Origin of the sequence: Pseudomonas sp. IT-P258 (assembly GCF_949767825.1) — a bacterium.
Taxonomy (GTDB): Bacteria; Pseudomonadota; Gammaproteobacteria; order Pseudomonadales; family Pseudomonadaceae; genus Aquipseudomonas; species Aquipseudomonas monachiensis.
This window is the reverse complement of the sequence record NZ_CATKPU010000012.1, coordinates 206,146-219,923: the sequence shown is the minus strand read 5'-3', so window position 1 is coordinate 219,923 and position 13,778 is coordinate 206,146. Positions and strand designations below refer to the sequence as shown.

General features: G+C 59.6%; 11 protein-coding genes. 8 read left to right on the top strand and 3 right to left on the bottom strand.

Annotated elements, in window-relative coordinates; translation table 11 throughout:
- Positions 1–128 precede the first annotated feature (128 nt).
- Both ACM6G4_RS02265 and cysS read left to right on the top strand, forming a co-directional pair.
- The gene (locus ACM6G4_RS02265; protein ID WP_056724095.1) at positions 129–1,826 is read left to right on the top strand and encodes a glutamine--tRNA ligase/YqeY domain fusion protein; all 1,698 of its coding nucleotides are present in this window, start codon (positions 129–131) and stop codon (positions 1,824–1,826) included.
- 20 nt (positions 1,827–1,846) lie between these two features.
- Complete coding sequence (gene cysS, locus ACM6G4_RS02260; RefSeq protein WP_223542119.1) at positions 1,847–3,229, top strand: cysteine--tRNA ligase; 1,383 nt, start codon at positions 1,847–1,849, stop codon at positions 3,227–3,229.
- Between the two features lie 148 nt (positions 3,230–3,377).
- Here cysS and ACM6G4_RS02255 read toward each other — a convergent pair whose 3' ends face one another.
- The gene (locus tag ACM6G4_RS02255; RefSeq protein ID WP_223542120.1) at positions 3,378–5,213 is read right to left on the bottom strand and encodes a sigma-54-dependent Fis family transcriptional regulator; all 1,836 of its coding nucleotides are present in this window, start codon (positions 5,211–5,213) and stop codon (positions 3,378–3,380) included.
- Between the two features lie 354 nt (positions 5,214–5,567).
- Here ACM6G4_RS02255 and ACM6G4_RS02250 point away from each other — a divergent pair, with 354 nt between their 5' ends.
- Genes ACM6G4_RS02250 through ACM6G4_RS02225 form a run of 6 tightly spaced genes read left to right on the top strand, consistent with a single transcriptional unit; the run spans position 5,568 to position 11,522 of the window.
- Positions 5,568–6,662, top strand: a complete 1,095-nt coding sequence (locus ACM6G4_RS02250; RefSeq protein ID WP_056724104.1) for an ABC transporter ATP-binding protein — start codon at positions 5,568–5,570, stop codon at positions 6,660–6,662.
- On the top strand, positions 6,662–7,777 hold the full coding sequence (locus ACM6G4_RS02245; protein WP_056724106.1) for an ABC transporter ATP-binding protein: 1,116 nt from the start codon (positions 6,662–6,664) through the stop codon (positions 7,775–7,777). The genes ACM6G4_RS02250 and ACM6G4_RS02245 overlap by 1 nt, the downstream gene beginning before the upstream one ends.
- Positions 7,774–8,640: a carbohydrate ABC transporter permease gene (locus ACM6G4_RS02240; RefSeq protein ID WP_056724107.1), complete on the top strand. Its 867-nt coding sequence runs from the start codon at positions 7,774–7,776 to the stop codon at positions 8,638–8,640. The genes ACM6G4_RS02245 and ACM6G4_RS02240 overlap by 4 nt, the downstream gene beginning before the upstream one ends.
- 8 nt (positions 8,641–8,648) lie before the next feature.
- Positions 8,649–9,449 carry a carbohydrate ABC transporter permease gene (locus ACM6G4_RS02235; RefSeq protein WP_056724109.1) on the top strand — a complete coding sequence of 267 codons (801 nt, stop codon included), beginning with the start codon at positions 8,649–8,651 and terminating at the stop codon, positions 9,447–9,449.
- A gap of 10 nt (positions 9,450–9,459) precedes the next feature.
- Positions 9,460–9,732, top strand: a complete 273-nt coding sequence (locus ACM6G4_RS02230) for a DUF2160 domain-containing protein (protein WP_032829366.1) — start codon at positions 9,460–9,462, stop codon at positions 9,730–9,732.
- Between the two features lie 47 nt (positions 9,733–9,779).
- Positions 9,780–11,522 (top strand): extracellular solute-binding protein, encoded by a 1,743-nt coding sequence (locus ACM6G4_RS02225; RefSeq protein ID WP_056724111.1) that lies wholly within the window; start codon positions 9,780–9,782, stop codon positions 11,520–11,522.
- A gap of 98 nt (positions 11,523–11,620) precedes the next feature.
- Here the strand turns inward: ACM6G4_RS02225 and ACM6G4_RS02220 are convergent, their stop codons facing one another.
- Both ACM6G4_RS02220 and ACM6G4_RS02215 read right to left on the bottom strand, forming a co-directional pair.
- The gene (locus ACM6G4_RS02220) at positions 11,621–13,021 is read right to left on the bottom strand and encodes a heavy metal sensor histidine kinase (RefSeq protein WP_414912942.1); all 1,401 of its coding nucleotides are present in this window, start codon (positions 13,019–13,021) and stop codon (positions 11,621–11,623) included.
- Positions 13,018–13,692 carry a heavy metal response regulator transcription factor gene (locus ACM6G4_RS02215; RefSeq protein ID WP_056724115.1) on the bottom strand — a complete coding sequence of 225 codons (675 nt, stop codon included), beginning with the start codon at positions 13,690–13,692 and terminating at the stop codon, positions 13,018–13,020. Before ACM6G4_RS02215 ends, ACM6G4_RS02220 begins: the two co-directional genes overlap by 4 nt.
- Positions 13,693–13,778: the final 86 nt, after the last annotated feature.

The following is a 13,778-nucleotide window of genomic DNA, read 5'->3' as shown; positions in this document are numbered from 1 at the left end:
TTACGGCCTATTAAATGCGACGGTTTACAGAGTGCGCTCTGTCAGGTACTTGACGGCATCGGCTATGATAGCGGCTTTGTTTTGTCCGGCCTTCATTACGGCCACGCACTTGTACGTTCAAGGATCCTATGAGCAAGCCCACTGTCGACCCTACCTCGAATGCCAAGACCGGCCCTGCCGTGCCGGTCAACTTCCTGCGGCCGATCATCCAGGCAGACCTGGACTCGGGCAAGCACACGCAGATCGTCACCCGTTTCCCGCCTGAACCCAACGGCTACCTGCACATCGGCCACGCCAAGTCGATCTGCGTGAACTTCGGCCTGGCCCAGGAGTTCGGCGGCGTCACGCACCTGCGTTTCGACGACACCAACCCGGCCAAGGAAGACCAGGAATACATCGACGCGATCGAGAGCGACGTCAAATGGCTGGGCTTCGAATGGTCCGGCGAAGTGCGCTACGCCTCGCAGTATTTCGACCAGTTGCATGACTGGGCGGTGGAGCTGATCAAATCCGGCAATGCCTACGTCGACGACCTGACCCCTGAGCAAGCCAAGGAATACCGTGGCAGCCTGACCGAGCCGGGCAAGAACAGCCCGTTCCGCGAGCGCAGCGTCGAAGAGAACCTGGACCTGTTCGCCCGCATGAAGGCCGGCGAGTTCAAGGACGGTGCACGGGTGCTGCGGGCCAAGATCGACATGGCCTCGCCGAACATGAACCTGCGCGACCCGATCATGTACCGCATCCGTCACGCGCACCACCACCAGACCGGTGACAAGTGGTGCATCTACCCGAACTACGACTTCACCCACGGTCAGTCGGACGCCATCGAAGGCATCACTCACTCGATCTGCACCCTGGAGTTCGAAAGCCACCGTCCGCTGTACGAGTGGTTCCTCGAGCATCTGCCGGTGCCGGCCAACCCGCGCCAGTACGAGTTCAGCCGCCTGAACCTGAACTACACCATCACCAGCAAGCGCAAGCTCAAGCAGTTGGTCGATGAAAAGCACGTCAACGGTTGGGACGACCCGCGCATGTCCACGCTGTCGGGTTTCCGCCGCCGTGGCTACACGCCGAAATCGATCCGCAACTTCTGCGAAATGATCGGTACCAACCGTTCCGACGGCGTGGTGGACTTCGGCATGCTCGAATTCAGCATCCGTGACGACCTCGACCACAGCGCCCCGCGCGCCATGTGCGTGCTGCGTCCGTTGAAAGTCGTGATCACCAACTACCCGGAAGGCCAGGTCGAGAACCTCGAACTGCCGTGCCACCCGAAAGAAGACATGGGCGTGCGCGTCCTGCCGTTCGCTCGCGAAATCTACATCGACCGTGAAGACTTCATGGAAGAGCCGCCGAAGGGCTACAAGCGCCTGGAACCGGCCGGTGAAGTGCGCCTGCGCGGCAGCTACGTGATCCGTGCCGACGAAGCGATCAAGGACGCCGATGGCAACATCGTCGAACTACGCTGCTCGTACGATCCGGACACCCTGGGCAAGAACCCGGAAGGTCGCAAGGTCAAAGGCGTGGTTCACTGGGTACCGGCCGCGGCCAGCGTCGAGTGCGAAGTGCGTCTGTACGATCGTCTGTTCCGTTCGGCCAACCCAGAGAAGGCCGAAGACAGCGCCAGTTTCCTGGACAACATCAACCCTGATTCGCTGCAGGTACTCACCGGTTGTCGTGCTGAACCCTCGTTGGGCAATGCACAGCCGGAAGACCGTTTCCAGTTCGAGCGCGAAGGTTACTTCGTTGCTGATTTGAAGGACTCGAAACCAGGTCAGCCGGTATTCAACCGTACCGTGACCCTGCGTGATTCGTGGGGCCAGTGATTTAGCGTCAAGGAACTAACGTGCTAACGATCTACAACACGCTCACCAAGAGCAAAGAAGTCTTCAAGCCGCTCGATGGCAACAATGTGCGCATGTACGTGTGCGGCATGACCGTGTACGACTACTGCCACATTGGTCATGGCCGCAGCATGGTCGCGTTCGACCTGGTGACCCGCTGGTTGCGGTTCAGCGGTTACAACCTGACTTATGTGCGCAACATCACCGACATTGAAGACAAGATCATCAATCGTGCGAAGGAGAACGGCGAGCCGTTCGACGCGCTGACCGAACGCATGATCACCGCGATGCATGAGGACGAGGCGCGCCTCAACATCCTCAAGCCGGACATGGAACCACGTGCCACGGATCACATTCCGGGCATGCTGAGCATGATCCAGACCCTGATCGACAAGGGTTATGCCTACGCCCCGGGCAATGGCGACGTGTACTACCGCGTCGCCAAGTTCATGGGTTACGGCAAGCTGTCGCGCAAGAAGATCGAAGACTTGCGCATTGGCGCACGGATCGAAGTCGACGAGTCCAAGCAGGACCCGCTGGACTTCGTGCTGTGGAAAGCCACCAAGCCGGGCGAGCCGAGCTGGGAATCGCCATGGGGCGCCGGGCGTCCGGGCTGGCACATCGAGTGCTCGGTGATGTCCACCTGCTGCCTGGGCGAGACTTTCGACATTCATGGCGGCGGCAGCGACCTTGAGTTCCCGCACCACGAAAACGAAATCGCCCAGAGCGAAGCGGCCACCGGCAAGACCTACGCCAACGCGTGGATGCATTGCGGCATGATTCGCATCAATGGCGAGAAGATGTCCAAGTCCTTGAACAACTTCTTCACCATTCGCGACGTGCTCGACAAGTACCACCCGGAAGTCGTGCGTTACCTGCTGGTGTCGAGCCACTACCGCAGCGCGATCAACTATTCGGAAGACAACCTCAAGGACGCCAAGGGCGCCCTGGAGCGTTTCTACCATGCGTTGAAGGGCCTGCCGAGCGTGGCACCGGCTGGCGGCGAAGCGTTCGTCGAGCGCTTCACCCAGGTGATGAACGACGACTTCGGCACGCCGGAAGCCTGTGCGGTGCTGTTCGAGATGGTCCGCGAGATCAACCGCCTGCGTGAGAGCGATCTCAACGCAGCGGCCGGTCTGGCAGCCCGTTTGAAAGAACTGGCCAGTGTGCTGGGTGTGTTGCAGCTGGAAGCCGATGACTTCCTGCAGGCCGGTGCCGAAGGGCGCGTGGATGCAGCCGAAGTCGAGGCGCTGATTGCTGCGCGCCTGGCGGCACGTGCCGGTAAAGACTGGGCCGAATCCGACCGCATCCGCGACCAGCTCACCGCCATGGGCGTGGTGCTGGAAGACGGCAAGGGCGGCACGACCTGGCGTCTGGCTGACTGATTGCTTGATCCGCTGTAAAACAAAACCCGCCTTGTGCGGGTTTTTGTTTTTTTAAAGTCAAGAGATCGCAGCCTTCGGCAGCTCCTACAGGGAGTGCATCGTACCAATGTAGGAGCTGCCGAAGGCTGCGATCTTTTGATCTTCGCTTTCAACCTTCCAACTGGCGCAACCGCTTGTAAAGGGTATTGCGACTAACCCCCAACCGTCGAGCCAGATACGAAATATTCCCCCCCGCCGCCTGCAACTGCCGATTCAAATCCTCGGCATCATTCAGATCCACGGCCAACGGTTCCGGCGTATCGACCGGCTCCATCTCCAGATCGACAAAAAAATCATCCGGCAAATGCTCCGGCCTTATCGGCTGTTCCTCGGCCATCGCCAGCGCCACCTGCATCACGCTGCTGACCTGGCGCAAGTTCCCCGGCCACGGGTGGCGGTCGAACAACTCCAATACCTCGCGGCTCAGTCCAGCCCATTGGCTGGGTTCGCGATGCTGTTCCCACAGGCGTTTAAAAAGCGCTTCTTTGTCGCTGCGTTCTCTTAATGGTGGCAGTTCCAGGGTCAGGCCACCGATGCGGTAATACAGGTCTTCACGAAACCGCCCCAGTTGTACCTGTTCGCGCAACGAGCGATTGGTCGCGGAAATGATGCGCAAGTCCACAGGGAACAACTCGCTGCTGCCCACCGGCTGCACGCAACGCTCCTGCAACACCCGCAACAGGCGCGCTTGCGTTGGCAGTGGCATGTCACCGATTTCATCAAGGAACAGCGTGCCTTTGTCAGCCTTTCGAATCAGCCCGATGCTGCCTTTCTGGTTGGCGCCGGTGAATGCGCCTTTCTCATAACCGAACAACTCGGACTCCACCAGTTCGGCGGGAATCGCTGCACAGTTGACGGCAATGAACGCTTGTTTGCTGCGCGAGCTGGCCTGATGCAGGGCTTTGACGAACACTTCCTTGCCGACCCCGGTTTCACCGTGGATCAGCAAGGGAATGTCTTTTTCCAGCAAGCGCTCGGCCTGACGCACGGCTTTTTCCACGCGACTGTCGCCGAAATGCAGGGTGTTGAGGCTGATGGAAGCGGGTGCGGCTACAACCGGCTCCGCGAACACTCGGGGTTGAATCGATGCCTGTTTCGGCCGCTTCAACAGGCACTGGAAGCGGTTGCGCCCCGAGGTTTGCAGGGCGAAGGGCAGGCCGTCGGGCTGGTTCAGCAATTCCAGCAGCGAGACCTTGAACAGGCTTTCGACACTGACCCGCGACAGGCTGATGCCCAGCAGATTGTCGGCCCGGCGGTTGGCCGACAGCACCTGTCCGGTCTCATCGAATATCAGCAAGCCCGCCCATTGGCTGTCGAGGTTGTTCAGCCCGGTGTTGAACGTCAACTGGAAATGCTGGCCATGGAACAGGTTGAGGATCAGCCGGTTTTCCACGGTCTGGCTCATCATCTTGACCATGCCCAGGGTGTGGGAGGGCGGCAGGTAGCTGTCGCTGGAAACGTCCAGCACCGCGATCACCTTGCGCTCGGCATCGAAAATCGGCGCGGCGGAACCGGTCATGAAGCGGTTGGCCTTGAGGAAATGTTCGTCATGTTCGATGTGCACCGCTTGTTCGCAGGCCAGGGCGGTACCGATGGCGTTGGTGCCGGTGCAGCGCTCCATCCAGCTTGCGCCGGCGCTGAAGCCCCGGGCCAGTTTCGGTTCGATAAAGCGCTGGGTGCCCCAGGACGTCAGCACCTGGCCCTGATGGTCGGCGAGCATGATCAGGCAATTGGAATTGCTCAGGATGTTCTCGTAGTAGGGCAGCACTTCCTGATGGGTGGTTTGCACCAACGAATGCTGGCTCTCCAGCAACTGCGCGATGCCTTCAGCCGGCAACTGGTCGAACGCCGGGGTGCTCTGGTGATCGAGGCCGAACGCGCGGCAGCGGGACCAGGAGTCCTGGATGATGGCGTCGTGGGATAGCGCGGTGGCAGGTACGGCCATGACAGTCAGCCTCTGAATCAGCATTTTTATTGTTTTTATGGTGCATGCGATCCCCTGTAGGAGCTGCCGCAGGCTGCGATCTTTTGATCTTAAAAAACAAAATCAAAAGATCGCAGCCTGCGGCAGCTCCTACAGGGGTCGTGAACAGTCCATAGAGTGTTGTTCACTATTGTTCACTGTCAATGGGTGAACTGTTCAATTGTTCATTTGTGATTGTTCATTTGTGTTCAGCATCGAACGCGGTTTTGCCGTCATCTTCGGGAATTTCAAGCGCAATCAATAGCTTGAGTTTTTTGGCACGGATGTCGCTTTAGAGCTCCGGTCGCTTGACTCCAATAATAAAAAGGCCGAGCCATGTCACTCACCCTGGAGCACGTCAGCCGCACCGTCGAGGGCCAGACCTGGATCGACGATGCCAACCTGAGTTTTGAACCCGGTTCCTTCAACGTTTTGCTCGGGCGCACCTTGTCCGGCAAGACCAGCCTGATGCGCCTGATGGCCGGTCTGGACAAGCCCGACAGCGGTCGCATCCTGATGAACGGCGTCGACGTCACCCAACGCCCCGTGCGCTTGCGCAATGTGTCGATGGTCTATCAGCAGTTCATCAACTACCCGACCATGACGGTGTTCGACAACATCGCCTCGCCGCTGCGTCAGGCCGGTGTATCCAGCGAGCTGATCCAGAACAAGGTGCTGGAAACCGCGAAGATGCTGCGCATCGAGAAGTTTCTCAAGCGCTATCCGCTGGAGCTTTCCGGCGGTCAGCAACAACGCACGGCCATGGCCCGGGCGCTGGTCAAGGACGCCGAACTGATCCTGTTCGACGAGCCGCTGGTGAACCTCGACTACAAGTTGCGCGAAGAGCTGCGCCAGGAAATGCGCGAGCTGTTCAAGGCGCGCCATACCATCGCGATCTACGCCACCACCGAGCCCAATGAAGCCCTGGCCCTGGGCGGCACCACCACCATTCTTCACGAAGGCCGGGTGATCCAGAGCGGCCAGTCCGCCTCGGTCTACCACCAGCCGCAAACGGTGCTGGCGGCGGAGCTGTTCTCCGAGCCGCCGATCAACCTGATGCCGGGACGCATTGCCGGCAACGAAGTGAGTTTCGCCAACTTCGTGCACTTCCCGCTGAACGTCGATCTGCGCCCGGTGGGTGAGGGCGAGTTCCGTTTCGGCGTGCGCCCCAGCCATATCTCGCTGGTGCCGAGCAACGACGACGACCTCGAATTGGCGGTGACCGTCGAAGTCGCGGAAATCAGCGGCTCGGAAACCTTCCTGCATGTGCGCAACGAGCACTTCCTGCTGGTGCTGCACTTGCCGGGTGTCCACGAATACGACGTCGATGCGCCGATCCGCATCTACATCCCGACCCATAAACTGTTTGTGTTCGATACGCAGGGGCGGCTGGTCCAGGCGCCGGGCCGGCGTGTCACGAGGGTTGCCTGATGGCCGAAATCCGTTTGCAGAACCTCGCCCACAGCTACACCAAGACCCCGTCGGGACCGGAGGACTACGCGATCCGCGAGATGGACCACATCTGGGAGCAGGGCGGCGCCTATGCCTTGCTCGGTCCGTCGGGCTGCGGTAAATCAACTTTGCTCAACATCATTTCCGGGCTGCTCAGCCCGTCCCAGGGCCATGTGCTGTTTGACGGCAAAGCGGTCAACAACCTGACCCCGGAGAAGCGCAACATCGCCCAGGTTTTCCAGTTCCCGGTGGTCTACGACACCATGACGGTGTTCGACAACCTGGCCTTCCCGCTGCGTAATCAGGGCATGGCCGAGGCCAGGGTTCATAGCAAGGTGCAGGAAATCGCCGAAGTCCTCGACCTGCAGAACCTGCTGAGCAAAAAGGCCCGCAACCTCACCGCCGACGAAAAGCAGAAAGTCTCCATGGGCCGTGGGCTGGTGCGTGACGACGTGTCGGCGATCCTCTTCGACGAGCCGCTGACGGTGATCGACCCGCACCTGAAGTGGAAACTGCGGCGCAAGCTCAAGCAGATCCACGAGCAGTTCAACATCACCATGGTCTACGTCACCCACGATCAGCTGGAGGCCTCGACCTTCGCCGACAAGATTGCGGTGATGTACGGCGGCCAGATCGTGCAGTTCGGCACGCCAAGGGAATTGTTCGAGCGCCCGAGCCACACCTTTGTCGGCTACTTCATCGGCAGCCCCGGGATGAACCTGATCGAGGTGCAGCCGCAACCGGGCGGTGTCGGTTTTGCCTCCACGCACCTGCCGCTGTCGGAAGCGATGCAGCAACGTATTGCCGAGTCCGGGTGGAAAACCCTGAAGGTCGGCATTCGTCCGGAGTTCGTCCATGTGTGGGACGAAGCCTTTGATGACGCGCTGCGGGCACAGGTCGTACACGTCGAAGACTTGGGCACCTACAAGATCATGACCCTCGATCTCGATGGCGCGCCGCTGAAAGTGCGCCTGGCCGAAGACAAACCTGTGCCGCAAGGCACGGCCTACATCAGCTTTCCGGCGCAATGGCTGATGGTCTACGCCGATGAATTCCTGCTCGAAGCCAATGCCAACCAAGAGGCGCAGCCATGAACAAGGTGCACAACAACAAGGCCTGGTGGCTGGTGCTGCCGGTGTTCCTGCTGGTGGCGTTCAGTGCGGTGATCCCGATGATGACCGTGGTCAACTACTCGGTGCAGGACATTTTCGATCAGTCCAGCCGCTACTTCGTCGGCGCCGACTGGTACAAGCAGGTGCTGCTTGATCCGCGCCTGCACGACTCGTTGCTGCGCCAGTTCATCTACTCGGCCTGCGTGCTGTTGATCGAAATCCCCCTGGGGATTGCGATTGCCCTGACCATGCCGACAAAGGGGCGTTGGTCGTCAGTGGTGCTGATCATCCTGGCGATTCCGTTGCTGATCCCGTGGAACGTGGTCGGCACCATCTGGCAGATCTTCGGCCGGGCCGACATCGGTCTGCTGGGGGCGAGTCTCAAGGCCATGGGTATCAGCTACAACTATGCGGCGAACACCATGGACGCCTGGGTCACCGTGCTGGTGATGGACGTCTGGCACTGGACCTCGCTGGTGGCGCTGCTGTGCTTCTCCGGACTGCGGGCGATTCCGGATGTGTATTACCAGGCGGCTCGGATCGACCGGGCTTCGGCCTGGGCGGTGTTCCGGCATATCCAGCTGCCCAAGCTCAAGAGTGTGCTGCTGATCGCCGTGATGCTGCGCTTCATGGACAGCTTCATGATCTACACCGAGCCGTTCGTGCTCACGGGTGGCGGTCCGGGCAATTCCACGACCTTCTTGAGCCAGACCCTGACGCAAATGGCGATCGGGCAGTTCGACCTCGGTCCGGCCGCCGCATTCTCGCTGGTGTACTTCCTGATCATCCTGTTGGTGTCCTGGCTGTTCTACACCGCCATGACTCACTCCGACGCCAACCGCTGAGGCCCGCCATGAGCAAGAGAAAGCTGATCCCACTGCTGCTCTACATCCTGTTTCTGCTGGTGCCGATCTACTGGCTGTTGAACATGTCGTTCAAGAGCAACGGCGAAATCCTCGGCGGCCTGACACTTTTCCCACAGGACTTCACACTGGCGAACTACAAGGTGATCTTCACCGATCCGAGCTGGTACACCGGCTACATCAACTCGGCGTATTACGTGAGCCTGAACACGATCATTTCCCTGACCGTGGCCTTGCCGGCGGCCTATGCGTTCTCGCGTTATCGCTTCCTCGGCGACAAGCACCTGTTCTTCTGGCTGCTGACCAACCGCATGGCGCCACCGGCGGTGTTCCTGCTGCCGTTCTTCCAGCTGTATTCCTCGATCGGGCTGTTCGACACCCATATCGCCGTGGCCCTGGCCCACTGCCTGTTCAACGTGCCGCTGGCGGTGTGGATTCTCGAAGGCTTCATGTCCGGAGTGCCCAAGGAAATCGACGAAACCGCCTACATCGATGGCTACAGCTTTCCCAAGTTCTTCGTGAAGATTTTCATCCCGCTGATCGGCTCCGGCATCGGCGTCACGGCGTTCTTCTGCTTCATGTTTTCCTGGGTCGAACTGCTGCTGGCGCGAACCCTCACTTCGGTGAACGCCAAACCGATCGCGGCGGTGATGACCCGTACCGTCTCGGCATCCGGCATTGACTGGGGCGTGCTGGCGGCGGCGGGGGTGTTGACCATCCTGCCGGGCATGCTGGTGATCTGGTTTGTTCGCAACCACGTGGCCAAGGGCTTTGCCTTGGGCCGGGTATGAGGAACTGATGATGGAATGGATGAGTTGGACCGTCCCCACGGCGGCATTTTTTGGTGTCATCGGCTTGATCCTGGTGGGCATGACCACCTGGGAATTGCGTTCGCCGAGTGTGCTTCGGCGAGGTTTTCTACCGATTGCCACCACCCGTGGCGATCGGTTGTTCATCGGTCTTCTCGGCAGCGCCTACCTGCATTTGCTGGTAATCGGCGTCACCGACTGGAGCATCTGGGTCGCCTTCGCGATGTCCCTGGTGTGGCTGTTGGCTGTGATGCGTTGGGGCTAGTCGAATCGCTCGGCAATGTTGCTCCGAAACTTAAACAGGAGGTCTCTATGTTCGACAAAAACAATAAGCTGCGACATAGCATTTCATTGGCAGCCATGCTGGCACTCAGCGGTTTGAGCGCGTCTGCCTGGGCCGATGCCTATGAAGACGCCGCGAAGAAATGGATCGGCGCTGAATTCAAGCCATCCACACTCACGGCCGATCAGCAACTCGAAGAGCTGAAGTGGTTCATCAAGGCGGCCGAGCCGTTTCGCGGGATGAGCATCAAGGTGGTGTCGGAAACCATCGCTACCCACGAGTACGAGTCCAAGGTGCTGGCCAAGGCCTTCACCGAGATCACCGGGATCAAGCTGACCCACGACCTGCTGCAGGAAGGCGATGTGGTGGAAAAGCTGCAGACCCAGATGCAGTCGGACAAGAACATCTATGACGGCTGGGTCAACGACTCGGACCTGATCGGTACGCACTTCCGCTACGGCAAGACCGAATCGATCACCGACCTCATGGCCAACGAGGGCAAGAATTTCACCTCGCCGACCCTCGATATCAAGGACTTCATCGGCATCTCCTTCACCACTGCGCCGGACGGCAAGATCTACCAGTTGCCCGATCAGCAGTTCGCCAACCTGTACTGGTTCCGCGCTGACTGGTTCGAGCGTGCGGACCTGAAGGCCAAGTTCAAGGAAAAGTACGGCTACGAACTCGGCGTACCGGTGAACTGGTCGGCCTATGAAGACATCGCCAAATTCTTCAGCGAAGACGTCAAGGAAATCGACGGCAAGCGCGTTTATGGGCACATGGACTATGGCAAGAAAGACCCGTCCCTGGGCTGGCGCTTCACCGATGCCTGGTTCTCCATGGCCGGTGGTGGCGACAAGGGCTTGCCGAACGGTTTGCCGGTGGACGAGTGGGGTATCCGCGTCGAGGATTGCCACCCTGTGGGCTCCAGCGTGACCCGCGGTGGCGACACCAACGGCCCGGCGGCCGTGTTCGCCACCACCAAGTACGTGGACTGGATGAAGAAATACGCGCCACCGGAAGCGGCGGGCATGACCTTCTCCGAATCAGGTCCCGTGCCGTCCCAAGGCAACATCGCCCAGCAGATCTTCTGGTACACCGCGTTTACCGCCGACATGACCAAACCGGGTCTCGCAGTGATGAACGCCGACGGCACACCGAAATGGCGCATGGCGCCGTCTCCACGCGGACCGTACTGGGAGGAGGGGATGAAGCTGGGGTATCAGGACGTGGGTTCGTGGACGTTCATGAAGTCGACGCCTGAGAAACAGAAACTGGCTGCGTGGCTGTATGCGCAGTTCGTGACCTCGAAAACCGTGTCGCTGAAGAAAACCATCGTTGGCCTGACGCCGATCCGCGAATCGGACATCAACTCGCAAGCCATGACCGACCTTGCGCCGAAACTCGGTGGCCTGGTGGAGTTCTACCGCAGCCCGGCCCGCGTGCAATGGACCCCGACCGGGACCAACGTGCCTGATTATCCTCGCCTGGCGCAGTTGTGGTGGAGCCATATCGCCGAAGCCGCCAGCGGCGAGAAAACCCCGCAAGAAGCGCTGGACGGCCTGGCCAAGGATCAGGATGCAATCATGACCCGTCTGGAACGCTCGAAGGCACAAGCCACCTGCGCCCCGAAAATGAACCCCGAGCGCGACGCGCAATACTGGTTCGACCAGCCGGGCGCACCGAAACCGAAACTGGCGAACGAGAAGCCTAAAGGCGAGACCGTGAGCTACAGCGAGCTGCTGAAATCGTGGGAGGCGGCGCGTAAGTAAAGTGATTGGACTGTAAAAGGCGAACGGCACCGGAAGGTGCCGTTTTTGTTGCTGCCTGTTCCTCCGTCATCGCGGGCACCTCACTCCCCGATGAGCAACTATTCGTCGACTTTTGGAAAGCCCAGTCGAAACACCGTCATCGTTCCCGGCAAACTCTGCACCTGTGCCACGCCCTGATGCAGGCTCATGATCGAGCGCACAATCGCCAGCCCCAGTCCGGTACTGCCCTGCGCGCGGGAGCGGCTGCTGTCGACCCGGTAAAAACGCTCGAACAGGTACGGCAAATGGTGCGCTTCGATGCCCGCGCCGGGGTTGCTGACCAGCAGCGAAACGTTTGATGTCCCTTGTTCAATCAGCAGCGAGACGGTTTCCCCGGCGGGACAGTGGCGCAGCGCGTTAGACAGCAGATTGGAAATCGCCCGTTGAATCATCAGCCGGTCGCCCAGCACCCGAGCGCTGCCGACCACACTCAGATTGATGCGCTTTTCCTGCGCCGACAGGGAAAACAGATCGGCGACTTTCAGCGCTTCATCCTCCAACTCGATCAACTCGAAAGGAGCGAGCGCCGCGGGATGACTGACCTGCGCCAGAAACAGCATGTCGCGGACGATCCGTGCGACACGCTCCAGCTCTTCAATGCACGACACCAATACATCTTTGTATTCCTCGCTCGTACGCTCACGGGACAGTGTCACCTGTGCCTTGCCCATCAAATTGTTGATCGGCGTGCGCAGTTCATGGGCCAGGTCATCGGAGAACTGCGATAGCTGCTGCACACCGTTGTCGAGGCGATGCAGCATGAAGTTGATGCCTTGCGCCAGTTCGCTCAACTCCTGCGGCATATTCACCACCGACAGTCGATGATCAAGATCCTGGGTCGAAACCATCGCCGCCACTTTGCGAAACTCGCGCATTGGAGCCAGGCCTCGTTGCACCGCCGCCCAGGCACTCAAGCCAATGAAGATCAGCAGCAAAGGCAACGCCATCAGCGTCGAGCGCAGATAGGCACTGAGCAATGCCTGATCGTGGGCATTGTCCATCGACAGCAACACCGGGACACTGGTGCCATTCTTGAGGCGAATCAGCTTTGAGAGGGTGAGATATTTCGCGCCTTCAGCGTCGGTGCTGTCGCTGTAGGTCAACTGGTCGACAGTCGCTCGCAACGCTTTGAGTTCAGGGCGCGGATCGACCATGCCGGTGCCGGACTTCAGCAGCGGGGAACGCTGGTTGCTTCGGTCGTAAATGGTCAGCGTCAGGTTGTCGTGTCCCATGACCTGATCGAGCAGAATATGCGGCTTCGAACTGATTTCACCGGGGTCGGTGTACAGCGACAGGCTGTGTTCAATCTGCTCCATCTTGCTGGCCAGACTGTCCCGGGACAGCGTATTGAGCTCATGGGTCAGGGCGAAGTAGGCCAGTACAGCGAGGAACATCACCAACAGTGCTCCAAGAGTACTCATGGTCAGCCCCAGCCGTAGCGACAGGCTTGCCGGCTTCATTCCCGAGCCTCCAGGACGTAACCGACACCACGCATGGTGTGGATCAGCTTGCTGTCGAACGGATCGTCGATTTTCGCTCGCAGACGCCGTATCGACACTTCCACCACGTTGGTGTCGCAGTCGAAATTCATGTCCCACACCAGTGAAATGATCTGCGTGCGGGTCAGCACTTCGCCGGACTGACGCATCAGCAGATGCAGCAGGGCGAACTCCTTGGTGGTCAGGTCGATGCGTTGCTCGCCACGAAAGGCGCGGTGGCGACCCGGATCAAGTTCCAGATCGGCGACTTTCAGAACCTGCGGTACCGGGATGTTTTCGCTGCGGCGCATTAGTGTGCGTACCCGTGCGAGCAGTTCGGGAAACTCGAAGGGCTTGACCAGGTAGTCATCGGCACCCAGGTCGAGACCACGAACCCTGTCGGCCAGACGACCGCGAGCGGTGAGCATCATCACCCGGGTGGAGTGCGTGCGGCGCAGTTGCTCCAGCACGTCCCAGCCATCCAGTTTCGGCAGATTCACGTCCAGGATCACCAGGTCATATGCCTGTTGTTGCGCCAGATGCAATCCATCGGCACCGGTGGCCGCGTGGTCAACGACATAACCACTTTCCGTCAGGCCCTGATGCAAGTATTCGGCAGCTTTAAGCTCGTCCTCGACGACAAGGATTCGCATGATTAATCACCACTTGTATTTAATGGTTAAGTAACTAAGTCGGTCGAGAAAAGTTGTTGTTTTTGATAGGGCTTCCAGACGGGTTA